Genomic DNA, 15,201 nt, shown 5'->3' on the forward strand with positions numbered 1-15,201 from the left:
AGCACCCATGCGCGTGCGCGCCGACCTCAACATCTCGCTCGACGGCATCGCGGCGCCGCCGGTCGGCACACCCGAGGAGCCCTTCGGCGAGGACTGGGGACGCCTCGTCGCCGCCTACGTCGCGACCCGCACGATGCAGGAGACGGTCTTCGACAACGCCGGGGCTGGCACCACGGGCGTGGACGACGCCTACGCCCGCCGGTACTTCGAGGGCACCGGTGCCGAGATCATGGGCGCCCACAAGTTCGGGCTCGACCTCTACGGCGACGACCCGGACTGGCAGGGGTGGTGGGGACCCAACCCGCCCTTCCACACACCCGTGTTCGTGCTGACCCACCAGGAGCGACCCTCGCTCGAGATGGAGGGCGGAACGACGTTCCACTTCATCAGCGCCCCGCCACGGGAGGCCCTGCGCCTCGCGTCGGAGGCCGCTGCCGGCCGTGACGTGCGCATCGGCGGAGGACCCACCGTCGTGCAGGAGTACCTCCGCGCCGGGCTCGTCGACGAGCTCCACGTGGCCATCGCGCCGATCGTGCTCAACCGCGGCATCTCGCTCTGGGACGACCTGCGTGGGCTCGACGAGGGCTACGACGTCCGGTCCGAGGCGTCCGAGAGCGGCACCTCGCACGTGACGTTCACGCGCAAGGTGACGCCCTAGCCTCAGACGGCCGCGACCGTGGCGCTCTCGTCGACGTCGTCCACCGGCTGCAGCGCCTCCGGGTCGGGACGACGCAGGCGCGGCACCAGGAGCGCGACGAGCGCACCCGCGAGCGCTGCTCCGGCACCGACGATGAAGCACAGCTGGAACGCACCCTCGCTCGGGATGGTCGTGCCCGGGGCGAGCTCGATCGTCTTGCTCGTCAGGATCGCGGCCATCACGGCACCGGCGATCGTCGTGCCGACCGAGCGCATCAGCGCGTTCACACCCACGCCCGATCCGGCCTCGTGCGCCGGGACGTTGTCGAGGATCAGGGTCGGCATCGCGGCGTAGCCGATGCCGACGCCCGCGGCACCGATGAGGGCGCCGATCATGAGCTGCCACGGCGAGCCCATCAGCATCAGCGAGGCGACGTAGCCGAGGCTCACGACGACCGCGCCGATCGAGAGGGTGATGCGGGCACCGATCTTCGTGAGCAGTCCGCTCGAGACCGGGGCGAACAGCATCATCATGAATCCGGCGGGCGCCATCCAGAGGCCGGCCTGCAGGATCGTCTGCCCCAGACCGAAGCCCGTGGCCTCGGGCAGCTGCAGCAGCTGCGGCATCACGATCGACTGCGCCATCATGCCGAAGCCGATCAGCACGGCCGCGAGGTTCGTGAACAGCACCGGGCGGCGGGCCGAGATGCGCAGGTCGACCAGCGGGTCGGAGGCACGCAGCTCGTACGCGCCCCACGCGATCAGCACCAGCACGCCACCGAGGATGCTGCCGACGGTCTCGGGATCGCCCCAGCCCCAGCTCGAGCCCTTGCTCACGCCGATCAGCGCGGCGCTCAGGCCGACGGCGAGTCCGACGATGCCGACGACGTCGATGTGCGCGGGGTGGCCGTCGGAGACGTTCGGCACGACCACCAGCGTCAGCACCAGGATCACGAGGGCGAGCACGGTCGAGAGCCAGAACAGCCCGTGCCAGGAGTAGCTGTCGGCGATCCAGGCCGAGAGCGGCAGGCCGAGGGCTCCGCCGACGCCGAGGGTCGCGCTGACCGTGGCGACGGCGCTGTTGGCCTTCTCCTTCGGCGCGATCTCGCGCACGAGGCTGATCGCGACCGGGATGTAGCCCATCGCGACGCCCTGCAGGGCACGGCCGGTGAGGAACGGCGCGAGCGTGCTCGCCATGGCCGCGACGAGCGAGCCGACCGCGAGGATGGCCGCCGAGGCGACGAGCACCCGCTTCTTGCCGTACATGTCGGCGAGACGCCCGCTGACGGGCATCGTGACGGCGGCCGCGAGCAGCGTGGCCGTGATGGCCCACGACGCGCTGCCCGGGTCGGTGTTCAGCAGCTCGGGGAGCTCGCTCTGGATCGGGATGACGAGCGACTGCATCAGCGCGCCGGAGAGGCTGCCGAGGCAGAGGACGGTGATGATCGCGGCCGGTGAGAAGACCCGCCGGGTGGGGGTGCTGGTGCTCATGGAGGTCCTTCGGGAAGTCTGGGGCACGGATGTGGTCCGCGCTCAATATGTAGACTACACATCGTTGCAGCAGAGAACCATCGAGGAGCGACATGACCCGGGTCACAGACGATCTCCGCGACACCCCCGAGGGGGTCGCGATCATCTCGATCTCACGGCTCGAGCGTGCCCAGCGCGCGGCCGAGGACGTGTCCGAGATGCGCGTTGCCGACCGGCGCCTGCTCTGGCTGCTCTCGGACGGCGTGCCCCGCACGATGCGCGAGGTCGCCGACGCCCTGGGCCTGGAGCAGTCCACGGTCAACCGCCAGGTGAACGCGGCCCTCGACCTCGGGCTCCTCGCCCGAGCCGACCCTGACGAGCACCACGCCCGGCCGCTCGTCGTGACCGAGGCGGGACAGTCGCTGTTCTCGCGGTCCTTCGACCGCCACATGGGATACGTCGAGCGGGCGCTCGCCGCCGTTCCCGACGTACGGCGCGCGGCCTTCCTCGACGACCTCGTCGCCTTCGTGGACGCCTACGAGGGCGCCATCGACGAGACGAGCCCCGCTCCCGGTCGATGACCGGAAGCGGGGCTCGTGAGGACTGACCCAGTGGGAGCGGGTCAGCCCAGGACGTCGGAGGCGTTGACGTCACCGTCAGCAGCGTCGATCGCCTGCGCAAGTCGATCGAGCTGGTCCTCCTCCACCGTCACGTCTGCCTCGTCGAGACCCTTGCGAAGCTCGTCAGCGACCGTGCCCTCGGGGGCACCGTCCTGGTAGCTCGACACGCGGTCGACGACGTTCTGGATCGCTTCCAGCTGGTCCTCGGTGAAAGTGCTCATGCCAGGCAGGTACCCCGAAATCCGCGCCTCATGCATGCGCCTTTGCGATTCGAGGTCCGGACGAGCCCGGTGCGTGGACCGGCGTCCTGCGGGTACTCCTCCCCCGTCCACGTCCACCCGATCCGAGGAGCCCCCATGAACGCGTCCCACCCCGACTCCGGGCCCGGCACCGACGGCACGGCGCCCGTCGACCCGAAGACGTCGCCCGACACCGAGCCCGACACCGACGAGCCGCCGACGCAGGCGTCGCCGGACGCCAGCGAGGTCGACGACGACGGCCGCCCGGCCGAGCCCCTCGAGCCCGCCAGCGGCTCCGACCGCGAGCCCGACGCGGACTCCTGAGACCGGTCCTCGTCGGCCGGTGCCCCCGGCCCGGCCGGCGAGCGACCACTGCAACTTCGCGGTTCACTGAGACATGCGAGCGATCTGGAAGGGCGCCATCAGCTTCGGCCTCGTCTCGGTGCCGGTGAAGGTCTACAGCGCGACGTCGTCGCACGACCTCCCCCTGCACCAGGTGCACTCCGAGGACGGCGGGCGCATCAAGTACCAGCGACGGTGCGAGGAGTGCGGCAAGGTCGTGCCCTACGAGGACATCGACCGCGCTTACGAGGAGGGCGGCCGCCGGGTCGTGCTGAGCGAGGACGACTTCGAGCTCCTCCCGGCCGAGCGCGACCACGAGATCGAGGTCGTCGAGTTCGTGCCGGCCGACCAGGTCGAGATCCTCCGTCTCGACAAGGCGTACTTCCTCGAGCCCGAGGACAAGGCGCTCAAGCCGTACACGCTGCTGCGCCGCGCCCTGGAGGACACCGACCGCACCGCGATCGTGCGCTTCGCCCTGCGCCGCAAGACGCGGCTCGCCGCCCTGCGCGTCCGCGGCGACGTGCTGGTGCTGCAGACCATGCTCTGGGACGACGAGGTCCGCTCCCCCGCGTTCGACGTCCTGGAGAACACGCCGAAGATCTCGCAGCGCGAGCGCGACATGGCCCAGCAGCTCGTCGAGTCGCTGTCCGACGACTTCGATCCCGGCGCGTTCACCGACGAGTACCAGGAGCAGCTGCGCGACCTCATCGCCCAGAAGCTCGAGAAGGGCGACGACGCCGAGGTGCTGGTGACCGACGACAGTGGCGACGACTCCGGCGACAACGTGATCGACCTGATGGACGCGCTCGAGCGCAGCCTGTCGAAGAAGGCCGGCGCGAAGAAGAAGGCACCCGCCAAGAAGTCGGCGGCGAAGAAGACCACCGCGAAGAAGACTCCGGCCAAGAAGACCCCGGCCAAGAAGGCGGCGACGAAGAAGACCACCGCGAAGAAGGCCCCCGCCAAGAAGGCCGCCGCGAAGAAGACGGCGCCCAAGAAGAAGTCTGCGTGACGTGGCAGCGGCCGTCACGACCGAGCTCGGCGGTCGGCAGCTGCGGCTGACCAACCCCGACAAGGTGCTGTACCCGGCCACGGGCACGACCAAGGCCGAGGTCATCGACTACTACCTCCAAGTCGCGCCGTACCTCCTCCCGCACGTGACGGGACGCATCGTGACGCGCAAGCGGTGGGTCGACGGCGTGGGCACCGCGGACGACCCGGGCGAGGTCTTCTTCGAGAAGAACCTGCCCGACTCGGCGCCCGACTGGATCCCTCGCGTCGGCATCGAGCACAAGGCGCGCACCACGACCTACCCGCTGTTCGTCGAGCCCGCGGCGCTCGCCTGGGCCGGACAGGTCGCAGCGCTCGAGCTGCACGTGCCGCAGTGGAGAGTCGGACCGAGCGGCACGCACGAGAACCCCGACCGCCTCGTGCTCGACCTCGACCCCGGCCCGGGCACCGGCCTGCCCGAGTGCGTCGTGGTGGCCAAGCGGGCGCGCGCCCTGCTGAAGGACATCGGCCTGGACCCGTTCCCGGTCACGAGTGGCAGCAAGGGCCTCCACCTGTACGCCGCGCTCGACGGCACCAACGACGCGGATTCCATCAACGCCTTCGCCAAGCGCGTCGCCCAGGCGCTCGAGGAGGAGCTGCCGGACCTCGTCGTCTCGTCGATGCGCAAGACCGACCGCACCGACAAGGTGCTCGTCGACTGGAGCCAGAACAATGGCGCCAAGACGACCATTGCGCCGTACTCGCTGCGCGGGCGTGACGAGCCGTTCGTCGCGGTGCCGCGCACCTGGCGCGAGCTCAACGACCCCGACCTGCGCCACCTGCGGCTCGACGAGGTGCTGGCCCGGATGAAGCGTCGCAAGGACCCGATGGCCGCCCTGGGCCGCTCAGCCGTTCACGACGGGGTCGAGGAGACCGACCGCCTCCAGGCGTACCGCGCCAAGCGCGACGCGTCACGCACGCCCGAGCCGGTGCCGAAGGGGCGGCCGAAGGGCTCGGGCGAGGGACGCGTCTTCGTGGTCCACGAGCACCACGCGAGCAGCCTCCACTGGGACCTGCGTCTCGAGCGCGACGGCGTGCTGCGGTGCTGGGCCCTGCCGAAGGGCATCCCGGACGACCCGCGCCGCAACCGGCTCGCGGTGCCCACCGAGGACCACCCGCTGGAGTACGCCACGTGGGAGGGCACGATCCCGCAGGGCGAGTACGGCGGCGGCGAGTCGCTGATCTGGGACTCCGGCACGTACGAGACCGAGAAGTGGAACGACGGAGAGGTCATCGTGACGCTCCGCGGGGGCGAGGACGGCGGGCTCGGCGGCGAGCGACGCATCGCGCTCGTGCGGACCGGCAAGAACTGGCTCGCCCACGTCATGAAGCCGGCCGGGGTGGGCGAGCGCGGCTCGCTGAGGAAGCTCGCCGTCGAGCCGATGCTGGCCAGTCCCGGCACCGCGTCCGACCTGTCCGGCGACGACTGGGCGTTCGAGATGAAGTGGGACGGCGTGCGCACGATCGCCGTGCTGGACGGTGGCGACGTGTCGCTCCTGAGCCGCACCGGCCGGCAGGTCGCCCCCACCTACCCCGAGGTGACGGAGGCGCTCGCCTCGATCGCCCCCGGGGAACCGATCGTGCTCGACGGCGAGGTCGTGGCCCTCGGCCGGCGCGGGGCGCCCGACTTCGGTCTGCTGCAGCAGCGCATCCAGCTCAGCGCACCGGCCGACGTCGCGGCAGCGCGCGAACAGGTGCCCGTCCGGTTCTTGGTGTTCGACGTGCTGCGCGCGGGCGGTCGCGACCTCACGTCGCTCGCCTACGCCAGGCGCCGCGAGGAGCTGGCCGACCTCGCGCTCGACGACCTGGAGTCCGTCGAGGTGCCCCCGGCGTTCACCGGGACGCTCGAGGAGGCGATCGAGGAGAGCCGCGGTCGTGGCCTGGAGGGAGTCCTGGCGAAGCGCGTGGGCTCCAAGTACCTGCCCGGGAAGCGGTCGAGCTCCTGGGTCAAGCTCAAGCACCAGCGCTCGCAGTCGGTCGTGATCGGCGGCTGGCGCCCCGGCAACGGGCGCCGGTCCGGTTCGATCGGCTCGCTGCTGGTCGGCGTGCCGGAGGACGGCGGCCTGACCTACCTGGGCCGGGTCGGCACCGGCTTCAGCGAGCGCGACCTCGAGGAGCTCGCCTCGCGCCTCCAGCGGTCCGAGCGCAAGACCTCGCCGTTCGCCGACGTCCCCCGCGACGTCGCGCGGGTGGCCCGGTGGGTCACGCCCCGCATCGTGGGCGAGGTCGACTTCACCGAGCTCACCGGCGACGGCCACCTTCGCCACCCCGTGTGGAAGGGCCTGCGCACGGACGTGGCGGCCGGCGACGTCCGACGGGAGTGACGGGGAGACCACCAGGTCCTGGAAGGCTCAGATGCGGGGGCCGCGGCCACCGACGACCTGGACGATCGTGGCGTTGAACGCCTCGAGGTCGTCGGGGTTGCGCGAGGTGATGAGGTCCCAGCCGTTGCCCGGGCAGTGGAAGACCGTCTCGTCCACCCAGGTGCCGCCCGCGTTGGTGATGTCGGTGCGCAGCGAGGGGAACGACGTGAGGGTCTTGCCCGGCAGCACCGCGGCCTCGACGAGCGCCCACGGTCCGTGGCAGATCGCCGCGACCGGCTTCTTCGCCTCGACGAAGGCCGTGACGATCGCGACCGAGGCGGCGTCCGCGCGGACGTGGTCGGCGTTCACCGTGCCGCCGGGGATGACGAGCGCGTCGTAGTCGGTCACCTGGACGTCGCCCACGGCGATGTCGGGGTCGAACGTGCTGTCCTTGTCGGTGTCGCCGACCATCGACTGCACGGGCTCCACCTTCGGCGCGGCGTGCACGGCGGTGCCTCCGGCCTCGCGGATCGCCGCCAGCGGCTGCTCCAGCTCGGCCTTCTCGACACCCTCCTGCGAGGTGAGGACGAGGATCTTCGTGCCGTTCAGGGTGCTCATGCGGGTTCTCCTTCGGATCGAGTACGTCGGAAAGGGAGTACCCCGTCGACGCTAACCCTCACCCAAGCGAGCCCGGACGTGCGAAAGGAGGGGCACGAGCCCCTCCGTGATCCAAGGTATAGCGCGAACCGGGGCTTGCCGCAAGACCCCCTCCCTGACCCAGAATGGCCGGCCGACGCTGCAATCCGAGGGGAAACGGGGCACCATGGCCAGCTCGCACGACACGATCTTCCACCTGCCGGACGGGCTCGCCGCCAAGGCGGACGCCGCGCTGGTGGCCGATGACGACCAGCACTTCGACCGGATCGGCAGGTCGCTCGCGACCCAGGTCGGCGAGCACACGGCTCGGCTCGACGAGGCGCGCAAGCGGCCGACCCGGGGCGGCACGGAGGCGCTCGAGCGCGACCAGGAGGTGCACCACCTGACGTCGCGTCTCGCGCTGCTGCGCCGGTTCGGCGTCGACCTGTGCCTGGGGCGCATGGTCACCACGGACGGCGAGCGGGTCTACGTGGGTCGGCTCGGCCTGCACGACGCCGGCGGCGAGCGGCTGATGGTCGACTGGCGCTCCCCCGTCGCCGAACCGTTCTTCGGCGCGACGCACGCCGACCCGATGGGGCTCGCCAGCCGCCGCCGGTACCGCTGGAGCCAGGGCCGCATCACCGACTACTGGGACGAGGCGTTCACGCAGGACGGCCTGGAGTCCTCGGTCGCGCTCGACGACCAGTCGGCCTTCATCGCGTCGCTCGGGACGAGCCGCTCCGAGCGGATGCGGGACGTGCTCGGCACGATCCAGTCCGACCAGGACGCGATCATCCGGGCCGGCTCCAGCGGTGCGCTCGTCATCGACGGAGGACCCGGCACCGGCAAGACCGTCGTCGCCCTGCACCGCACCGCCTACCTGCTGTACTCCGACCCTCGGCTCGGCCACCGCAGGGGCGGCGTGCTGTTCGTCGGGCCGCACGCGCCGTACCTGGCCTACGTGGCCGACGTGCTGCCGAGCCTCGGCGAGGAGGGCGTCCAGACATGCACCGTGCGCGACCTCGTGCCCGAGGGGCGACGTGCGCGCGCCGAGTCCGATCCCGAGGTCGCCCGGCTCAAGGCCGGCGTCGAGCTGCTGACCGCGATCGAGCCCGCCGTCGCCCTGTACGAGGAGGCACCCACCCAGCCCCTCTCGGTCGAGACGCCCTGGGCCGACGTCCGCCTCGCGTCGCGCGACTGGGCGGAGGCGTTCGCGGCGGCCGAGCCCGGCGTCCCGCACAACGTGGCCCGCGACCAGGTGTGGGACGCCCTCGTCGCGATCGTCGCCGACCGGGTGGCGGAGGCGCTCGGCGACGTCGACGACGACCCCGAGGCGGAGCGCGGCCCCAGCGACGGTCTCCGGCGCTCGCTCGACCGCAACCGCGACCTGCGGGAGACCTTCGACCGCGCCTGGACGATCGTCGAGCCCACCGACCTGGTCGCCGACCTCTGGACCGTGCCGGCCTACCTGCAACGGTGCGCCCCGTGGCTGAGCGACCAGCAGGTGCAGCTGCTGCAGCGCGACGACGGCTACGCGTGGACCGAGGCCGACCTGCCGCTGCTCGACGCCGCACGCCTGCGCCTGGGCGACCCCGACGCCTCGGCCCGACGCCGACGCCAGCAGGAGGCCGTGGCGGTCGAGCGCGACCGCATGAGCCGCGTCGTGGACGACCTGATCGCGACCGACGACTCCGAGCTCATGCTGATGTCGATGCTGAGGGGCGACGACCTCAAGGCGTCGCTCGACGACGCGGCGGTCGCGCCGGACGCCGACCCGGACCTGCTGGCCGGGCCGTTCGCGCACGTCGTGGTCGACGAGGCCCAGGAGCTCACCGACGCCGAGTGGCAGATGCTGCTGGTGAGGTGCCCCTCCCGCAGTCTCACGATCGTGGGCGACCGCGCCCAGGCGAGGCACGGCTTCGCCGAGTCGTGGGCCGAGCGGCTCGCCCGCATCGGGCTGGACCAGGTCGAGCTCGCGTCGCTGACGATCAACTACCGCACGCCCGCGGAGGTGATGTCCGAGGCCGAGCCGGTGATCCGGGCGGCGCTGCCGGACGCGAACGTGCCGACGTCCATCCGCAGCACCGGAGAGCCTGTCACGCACGGCGACGTCGCCGAGCTCGAGGACGTGCTGACCGCCTGGCTCGAGTCGACGGACGAGGGCACGGCCTGCGTCATCGCGCGCGCACCGTCGGACCAGGCGCCGGCGGATCCGCGGGTCCGGACGCTGACGCCCACCCTGGCCAAGGGACTCGAGTTCGACCTCGTCGTGCTCGTCGACCCGGAGACCTTCGGCACCGGCATCGCAGGCGCCGTGGACCGCTACGTCGCCATGACACGAGCCACGCAGCGGCTCGTCGTCCTGACGTCGCCGTCGGTCTGAGCCGGCGAGTGGGGTCCGCCCGGTTGCCGGGGCTTGGAGCGCGTGGTTCCGTGGAGGGGACTCACCGGTTGAGCACTCAGCCGTTCGAGTCCGAACCCCGGGGACGTACCCATGTCAGTCTCAGTCGACCTCGAGGAGCAGTCTCACCGGTTGCTCACCGAAGCCCATTCGCACGGATCGCTCCAGCGCGAACGCCTCCAGAACCAGGTCATCGAGGACAACCTCCCTCTCGCGCGCCGTCTCTCGCGCCGCTACTGCGGTCGAGGGGTCGCGGCCGACGACCTCGAGCAGGTGGCTCGACTCGGTCTGCTCCAGGCGGTGCGACGGTTCGACGTCGAGCAGCGCTCGTTCCTGGCCTTCGCCATCCCGACGATCTTGGGTGAGCTGCGGCGCCACTTCCGCGACCAGGCCTGGGTCGTGCGTCCCGGACGTCGGATCCAGGAGGTCCAGGCTGCGGCGACGGCCGCGCGGGACGATCTTCGCGCCGAGCTGTCCCGCGAGCCGACGTCCCACGAGGTTGCCGATCGCATCGACCAGCCCGTCGCGGCGCTGACCGAGGCCGACGCCGTCGCGGGTGCGTTCTCGCCGCGGTCGCTCGACGCCCCGACGCCCGGGACCGACGTGGCGCTCGCGCAGACCCTCGGCGCCGAGGACCCGAACCTCGCGCTCGCCGAGGGACTCGTGGCCGTCGCCCCGGCCATCCGCGCGCTCGACGAGCGGGACCGACGCCTCCTGCAGCTGCGCTTCGCCGAGGACCGGAAGCAGAAGGACATCGGCCGCGAGCTCGGGATCTCGCAGATGCAGGTCTCGCGACGCCTGACCACGGTGCTCGCCCGACTCCGCGACGCCGTCGACGACACGCCACTGGCGAGCTGAACGGGCACCGAGACATCTCCACCCATCGAGAGGACGCACCATGACCATCGCTCCGCAGGATCCTGACCGTCCCCCGGTCAAGCCGACGCAGCCGGACACGCCCGGGGCCGACCCGGCGATCGAGCCGGGACTCCCGGCTCCGGACCCTGACGTCGACCCCGCGGGCACCCCGGCGGGAGACCCGGTCCCGAGCGACTGACTCGCGGTCCGGCGAAACTTCCTGCGTCCGACGGCATGCGACTCGGCGGAGCGGGTACGTCTCCTGCATGGATCGGGTGCCCCGCGGGACAGCCGCTCCCAGGCCCCGGTGGTCAAGCCCACGGCTACCGGGGCCGCCCCCTGTCGGGGCGGCCCCACGAGCTCAGAGGCGGTCGAGCACCGTGGTCATGTCGTCCTCGGTGTCGCTGCCGATCTTCTCGAACACGAGCTTCACGAACGGCGTGCCGAGCTTGGCGGCGCCCTTCATCTCGATCTCCGCCGTGTAGGTGATCTCGCTGCCGTCGCCCGCGGGCACGACCTCGATGGTGTCGGTCGTGCTGGCCGAGTCGTTCGACCCGGTGAACACGACCCGCGAGTCGGTCAGCTCGACGAGCTCGTAGACGAGCTCGGTCGACACACCGGCGATCTTCGAGACGTTGTGCCAGCGCGTGCCGACCTCGACCGGGCCGCTGTCGATCTGCTGGCACGTCTCCGTGCCGGGATCCCACTCCTCGGCGTTCGCGAAGTCCTTGAGGTAGTCGAGGACGACGGCAGGCGTGGGCTGGACGGTGAACGTACGGCTGATGGTGGTCATGCGACGGGAGTACCCGCCTGGACGCCGCGCGAACCTAGAGCTTGCGCCAGGCCACGACGATCGCGACGGCGGTGACGGCCAGCACGGCGAGCTGCGGCCAGCGCTCGGCGGCGCCGTGCTTCGCCTGCGCGGCGACGTTGGCCGGGCTGACCTTCGCGCCGAGCGCGTCGACGGTGTCGGCCAGCTGCTCGCGGGTCTGCTCGATGTCGGCGCGGATCTCCTTCGCGGAGGCTCCGGGCCCGGGTCGGTCGCTCATGCGTGCTCCCCCTTCACGGCAGCCAGATCCTTCTTCACGTTCTCGGCCGTGTGCGGCGGGCCGACCTCCTTGACCTGCTTCACGCCGAGCAGGGCGCCTAGCCCGGCCAGGACGAACAGGATGCCGGCCACGATGAGGGCCGCCAGCCACACGTCGACCACGAGGGCGAACGCCGCGATGGCGGCCGCGACCAGCGCGCCGACTCCGTAGACGGCGAGGAGCCCGGTGGCGCCGAACAGTCCGACGCCGATGCCGGCGTGCTTCACGCTCTCGCGCACCTCGGCCTTGGCCAGCTCCATCTCGTCACGGACGAGGCGACCGGTCTGCTCGGCCAGCTGGGCGGTCAGCTCACCGACGGTGGGCTCGCGCGCGTCGCCCTCAGGCATCGTCGGCCTGGACGGGGTTCTCCGGGGTGCCCGGGAGCGGGTCGCCGTGTGCCTTGGGGGTCTTGCCGCTGGGGGCGCCCTTGACGGAGGTGTCGGGCGTCGGCACGTCGTCCGACGACACGAGGTCCTGGACCTTGTCCTTCGCCGTGGCGGCGGCCTCGGCAGCCTTGTCGGCCGCCTTGCCGGCAGCAGCCTGCGCCTTCTCCTTCACGACGGGCGCCTGCTGCGCCGCGTAGTCCTGGGCCTGGTTCGCGGCCTTCTGCACGTGCGGGTCGCTCTTGACGCGGCCGGCAGCGGAGACGATCTGCTCGTACCGCTCCCGCCCGGCGCGTGCACCGAGCACGTAACCCACGGCAGCAGCCGCGAGGATGGTGGTCTTCCTCAGCATGGTTCCTCCCGAGTGTGTCGCCGACGGGCCGGGCCCGCCTGTCGCGTCGGACGTACCCCTCGACCCTTGCACCATTCGCGACACGTCGCAGTCCGAGGATCAGCCGGCGTCGCGGCGCAACCATTCGCGTGGCGGCATGCCGTGCGCGGTGCTGAAGGCCCTGCTGAAGGCCGAGACGTGCGCGTACCCAAGTCGTCGCGCGACGACCGAGGGCGGATGGCCGTCCCACATCAGGGCCCGCGCCTCGGTCATGCGCGCCGTGGCACGCCACCGCGGGAACGGCGCGCCGAGGCACAGCTCGAAGTCGCGGCGCAGGGTCGCGGCGTCGACGTCCAGCTCGCACGACCAGGCCGCCAGGCTGCGTCGGTCCGACGGGTCCTCGATCACGGCGGTCACGATCGCCTCGACCGGTGCCGGCAGCTGCTCGGGCACCGGCTGCACCGGGTGGAGCAGGTCGAGGAACGCCTGCTCGTCGTGCCCTCGCGGGCGGAGCAGGAAGTGGTTCGCCACCACGGTGTGGAGCAGGTACAGCTCGACGTCCTCGTCCTGCGGCATCCGGACGACGCGCAGGTTCTCGGCCCGCACCGGGCGACCACCGGGCTTCCACCCCAGCGGCAGCACGACAGAACCCTCCGCGACCTCCAGCTCGTGGGCGAGCCCACGACCGAGCCAGACCACGTCGCCGGCCGTGAGCTCCCGGCGACGTCCTCCCATCTCGATCGTGGCGGCACCGCGGTACACCCACAGCACGCTGTCGAAGGGGGTGATCCACGAGGCCAGGGGCACCGCCGGCACGGGTGGCGGAGCCGTCGGCAGCGCCTCGGCGACGACGAGCGACGCCAGGTCGTGGGACGGCGGACCGGAGGCCGGGGCTGCCGACGCGCGACCGGCGGCGAAACGGCCGGGACTGACGCCCATGCGGTCGGTGAAGGCGTGGGTGAAGCCTGTGATGCTCGCGTACCCGACCCGATGCGCGGTCCAGCCGATGTCCCGGCCCGCGGCGAGATGAGCGGCCGCCGCATCCGTCCTGATCGCCGTGCGCCACTGCGCGAGACTGCATCCTGTCTCCGCCCGCAGCTGGCGCTGCAACGTGCGAGGACTGGTCGTGGCCCCGGACGCCAGCTCGGTCAGGCTCGCGGCGCAGGCGGGGTCGCGGAGCAGTCGATCGACGACCGCGCGGGGGCCGGGCGACCGTGGCATCGGTGGGAGGGGTGTCCAGTCGGTGTCACCGCCGGCCGGCACGAGGCCGGCCAGCAGGTCACGCAGGCGGGAGCGGTCCGGGACGGCCCCGCTGCTGAAGCCGAACGAGCGTGCCATGCGGTGGACGATCCAGTCGGACCAGTCCGGCGGCACCGCGACGACGCACGGGCCCACGAGCGGCTCGGGGAGGTCGTCGCCGTCGGCGAGCAGCGGCAGAGCCACGCCGCCTCGGGCCAGGTCGACCGAGTGCCGCAACCCCGGTGGCACCCACACCGCCTGACCGGCCGTGGCGACCAGAGCCTCGCGACCCTCGACCTGCACGGTCAGCGTGCCGTGCCGCACCCACATCAGGACGGCGTCGTCCTCGGCGACCGGCTCGATCCGCGACGCCGGGATGCTCGGGACGGCGCCGCGCCAGAGCGGGGTCAAGCAGGTGGCGCGTTCGAGCAACTCGGTCACGAGAGGGAAGGCTAGCCTAAGACGGTTTGCTGCCCACCCGAGAGGCCCTCATGTCCCCCGTCACCTCCCGCCGCCCGCGCCGCACCCTCGGCGCCGCGCTCGCTCTCGTCCTCACCGCCGGTCTCGTCGCCTGCGGCGGCTCGTCCGACGCCGGTGACGGCCCCGTCGCCGCCGTCCCCCTGCCCGAGGCCGAGGGCACGACCGAGTACCCGCTGACCCTCGACACCTGGCTGGGCGAGTCGACGCTCGAGGAGCGTCCGGAACGCATCGCCGTGGTGGGCTTCTCCTCCAACCTCGACGCGCTCGAGGCCATCGGCGTGACCCCCGTGTACTACGGCGGCCGTGACGCCGAGAAGGGCTGGGCCTGGAACGACCCGGCCTACCTCGAGGAGATCGGCGTGACCGACGTGCAGGACGACGTCCTCAACTTCGAGGGCATCGCCGCCGCCGAACCCGACCTCATCGTGTCTTTCAACGCGATCATCGAGCAGGCCGACTACGACAAGCTGGCCGACATCGCCCCCGTGATCGACCTCACCGAGGATCCGGGTGTCGGCGACAAGGTCGACTGGCGCGAGGTCCAGCGACAGCTCGGCGAGGCGCTCGACCTGAGCGCGGCCGCCGATCAGGCCGTCGCCGACGCCGAGGCGACGATCGCCGAGGTCGCCGCGTCGCACCCCGAGTACGCCGGGAAGACCTCCACGATCATGTACGACTACGGCTCCGAGTTCGGCATGTCCTACTACACCGTGACGGGCGGCCCGACCGAGGGCGTCATGCTCGACCTCGGCTTCGTGCCCAACCCGCTGGCGGAGAACTTCACGACCGACGACGTCGTCTCGGAGGAGAACCAGGCGCTGCTCGACGGTGACGTCCTCGTGGTGATCTACACCGACGAGAAGAGCCGCGAGTTCCGTGAGGCCCAGCCGCTGTTCCAGGCCATCCCGGCCGTCGCCGAGGGCCGCTACGAGTCGCTCGTCTTCCAGGAGGACTCGGCGACGGATCAGCTGATGACCTCGGACGGCCAGCTCGTCGAGAACGCCGTGTGGGTCCTGCGACGAGGCGCCAGCGCGATCGCCCTCCCGTGGGCGGCCGACAAGATCGCCAACGGCTGGCTCGGCGGCGTCGACCTCTCCTGACCCGACCGGCCGGTCCGCACGTGCTCGG

The 15,201-nt window shown here is 71.8% G+C and carries 17 protein-coding genes; 9 read left to right on the top strand and 8 right to left on the bottom strand.

All coding sequences use genetic code 11. The features are described from left to right. The first annotated feature begins 7 nt into the window (after positions 1-7). Entirely contained in the window at positions 8-658 is a 651-nt protein-coding gene (locus LO931_RS02250; protein WP_229051580.1) for a dihydrofolate reductase family protein, read from the top strand. Positions 659-660: 2 nt separating this feature from the next. Here LO931_RS02250 and LO931_RS02255 read toward each other — a convergent pair whose 3' ends face one another. Further along, the gene (locus tag LO931_RS02255) at positions 661-2,127 is read right to left on the bottom strand and encodes an MFS transporter (RefSeq protein WP_229051581.1); all 1,467 of its coding nucleotides are present in this window, start codon (positions 2,125-2,127) and stop codon (positions 661-663) included. A gap of 92 nt (positions 2,128-2,219) precedes the next feature. Between LO931_RS02255 and LO931_RS02260 the strand changes: the two genes are divergently transcribed. Next, positions 2,220-2,687, top strand: a complete 468-nt coding sequence (locus tag LO931_RS02260; protein WP_229051582.1) for a MarR family winged helix-turn-helix transcriptional regulator — start codon at positions 2,220-2,222, stop codon at positions 2,685-2,687. A 41-nt stretch (positions 2,688-2,728) separates the two neighbouring features. Here the strand turns inward: LO931_RS02260 and LO931_RS02265 are convergent, their stop codons facing one another. Then, on the bottom strand, positions 2,729-2,947 hold the full coding sequence (locus LO931_RS02265; protein ID WP_229051583.1) for a hypothetical protein: 219 nt from the start codon (positions 2,945-2,947) through the stop codon (positions 2,729-2,731). A gap of 135 nt (positions 2,948-3,082) precedes the next feature. Here LO931_RS02265 and LO931_RS02270 point away from each other — a divergent pair, with 135 nt between their 5' ends. The 3 genes from LO931_RS02270 (at position 3,083) to LO931_RS02280 (ending at position 6,678) form a co-directional block, all read left to right on the top strand. After that, positions 3,083-3,289: a hypothetical protein gene (locus LO931_RS02270; RefSeq protein WP_229051584.1), complete on the top strand. Its 207-nt coding sequence runs from the start codon at positions 3,083-3,085 to the stop codon at positions 3,287-3,289. A gap of 73 nt (positions 3,290-3,362) precedes the next feature. Next, positions 3,363-4,316, top strand: a complete 954-nt coding sequence (locus LO931_RS02275) for a Ku protein (protein ID WP_229051586.1) — start codon at positions 3,363-3,365, stop codon at positions 4,314-4,316. Position 4,317: 1 nt separating this feature from the next. Beyond that, a complete protein-coding gene (locus LO931_RS02280) occupies positions 4,318-6,678 on the top strand; it encodes an ATP-dependent DNA ligase (RefSeq protein WP_229051588.1) in 2,361 nt (786 codons plus the stop codon). Positions 6,679-6,705: 27 nt separating this feature from the next. Here the strand turns inward: LO931_RS02280 and LO931_RS02285 are convergent, their stop codons facing one another. Further along, complete coding sequence (locus LO931_RS02285) at positions 6,706-7,275, bottom strand: type 1 glutamine amidotransferase domain-containing protein (RefSeq protein WP_229051589.1); 570 nt, start codon at positions 7,273-7,275, stop codon at positions 6,706-6,708. Between the two features lie 205 nt (positions 7,276-7,480). Between LO931_RS02285 and helR the strand changes: the two genes are divergently transcribed. From helR to LO931_RS02300, 3 genes are all read left to right on the top strand, one after another. After that, the gene (helR, locus tag LO931_RS02290) at positions 7,481-9,676 is read left to right on the top strand and encodes an RNA polymerase recycling motor ATPase HelR (protein WP_229051591.1); all 2,196 of its coding nucleotides are present in this window, start codon (positions 7,481-7,483) and stop codon (positions 9,674-9,676) included. 111 nt (positions 9,677-9,787) lie between these two features. Then, complete coding sequence (locus tag LO931_RS02295) at positions 9,788-10,552, top strand: sigma-70 family RNA polymerase sigma factor (protein WP_229051592.1); 765 nt, start codon at positions 9,788-9,790, stop codon at positions 10,550-10,552. A 40-nt stretch (positions 10,553-10,592) separates the two neighbouring features. Further along, on the top strand, positions 10,593-10,751 hold the full coding sequence (locus tag LO931_RS02300; protein ID WP_229051594.1) for a hypothetical protein: 159 nt from the start codon (positions 10,593-10,595) through the stop codon (positions 10,749-10,751). Between the two features lie 162 nt (positions 10,752-10,913). Here LO931_RS02300 and LO931_RS02305 read toward each other — a convergent pair whose 3' ends face one another. The 5 genes from LO931_RS02305 to LO931_RS02325 all read right to left on the bottom strand — a co-directional run bounded on the left by LO931_RS02305 (position 10,914) and on the right by LO931_RS02325 (position 14,034). Next, complete coding sequence (locus LO931_RS02305; protein ID WP_229051595.1) at positions 10,914-11,345, bottom strand: SRPBCC family protein; 432 nt, start codon at positions 11,343-11,345, stop codon at positions 10,914-10,916. A 34-nt stretch (positions 11,346-11,379) separates the two neighbouring features. Next, positions 11,380-11,601 carry a DUF3618 domain-containing protein gene (locus LO931_RS02310; protein WP_229051596.1) on the bottom strand — a complete coding sequence of 74 codons (222 nt, stop codon included), beginning with the start codon at positions 11,599-11,601 and terminating at the stop codon, positions 11,380-11,382. After that, on the bottom strand, positions 11,598-11,987 hold the full coding sequence (locus LO931_RS02315) for a phage holin family protein (protein WP_229051597.1): 390 nt from the start codon (positions 11,985-11,987) through the stop codon (positions 11,598-11,600). The genes LO931_RS02310 and LO931_RS02315 overlap by 4 nt, the downstream gene beginning before the upstream one ends. Then, a complete protein-coding gene (locus LO931_RS02320; protein ID WP_229051598.1) occupies positions 11,980-12,375 on the bottom strand; it encodes a hypothetical protein in 396 nt (131 codons plus the stop codon). Before LO931_RS02320 ends, LO931_RS02315 begins: the two co-directional genes overlap by 8 nt. A gap of 99 nt (positions 12,376-12,474) precedes the next feature. After that, positions 12,475-14,034 (bottom strand): AraC family transcriptional regulator, encoded by a 1,560-nt coding sequence (locus tag LO931_RS02325; protein ID WP_229051599.1) that lies wholly within the window; start codon positions 14,032-14,034, stop codon positions 12,475-12,477. Between the two features lie 50 nt (positions 14,035-14,084). Between LO931_RS02325 and LO931_RS02330 the strand changes: the two genes are divergently transcribed. Then, the gene (locus LO931_RS02330) at positions 14,085-15,173 is read left to right on the top strand and encodes an ABC transporter substrate-binding protein (protein WP_229051600.1); all 1,089 of its coding nucleotides are present in this window, start codon (positions 14,085-14,087) and stop codon (positions 15,171-15,173) included. The last annotated feature ends 28 nt before the right edge of the window (positions 15,174-15,201 follow it).

Source organism: Aeromicrobium sp. Leaf350 (assembly GCF_916858655.1).
Taxonomy (GTDB): Bacteria; Actinomycetota; Actinomycetes; order Propionibacteriales; family Nocardioidaceae; genus Aeromicrobium.

Coding starts and splice junctions, on each gene's coding strand:
- LO931_RS02310 (WP_229051596.1), bottom strand. CDS start 11,601: ATGAGCGACCGACCCGGGCCCGGAGCCTCCGCGAAGGAGATCCGCGCC.
- LO931_RS02330 (WP_229051600.1), top strand. CDS start 14,085: ATGTCCCCCGTCACCTCCCGCCGCCCGCGCCGCACCCTCGGCGCCGCG.
- LO931_RS02270 (WP_229051584.1), top strand. CDS start 3,083: ATGAACGCGTCCCACCCCGACTCCGGGCCCGGCACCGACGGCACGGCG.
- LO931_RS02260 (WP_229051582.1), top strand. CDS start 2,220: ATGACCCGGGTCACAGACGATCTCCGCGACACCCCCGAGGGGGTCGCG.
- LO931_RS02250 (WP_229051580.1), top strand. CDS start 8: ATGCGCGTGCGCGCCGACCTCAACATCTCGCTCGACGGCATCGCGGCG.
- LO931_RS02295 (WP_229051592.1), top strand. CDS start 9,788: ATGTCAGTCTCAGTCGACCTCGAGGAGCAGTCTCACCGGTTGCTCACC.
- LO931_RS02320 (WP_229051598.1), bottom strand. CDS start 12,375: ATGCTGAGGAAGACCACCATCCTCGCGGCTGCTGCCGTGGGTTACGTG.
- LO931_RS02265 (WP_229051583.1), bottom strand. CDS start 2,947: ATGAGCACTTTCACCGAGGACCAGCTGGAAGCGATCCAGAACGTCGTC.
- LO931_RS02300 (WP_229051594.1), top strand. CDS start 10,593: ATGACCATCGCTCCGCAGGATCCTGACCGTCCCCCGGTCAAGCCGACG.
- LO931_RS02255 (WP_229051581.1), bottom strand. CDS start 2,127: ATGAGCACCAGCACCCCCACCCGGCGGGTCTTCTCACCGGCCGCGATC.
- LO931_RS02305 (WP_229051595.1), bottom strand. CDS start 11,345: ATGACCACCATCAGCCGTACGTTCACCGTCCAGCCCACGCCTGCCGTC.
- LO931_RS02315 (WP_229051597.1), bottom strand. CDS start 11,987: ATGCCTGAGGGCGACGCGCGCGAGCCCACCGTCGGTGAGCTGACCGCC.
- helR (WP_229051591.1), top strand. CDS start 7,481: ATGGCCAGCTCGCACGACACGATCTTCCACCTGCCGGACGGGCTCGCC.
- LO931_RS02285 (WP_229051589.1), bottom strand. CDS start 7,275: ATGAGCACCCTGAACGGCACGAAGATCCTCGTCCTCACCTCGCAGGAG.
- LO931_RS02275 (WP_229051586.1), top strand. CDS start 3,363: ATGCGAGCGATCTGGAAGGGCGCCATCAGCTTCGGCCTCGTCTCGGTG.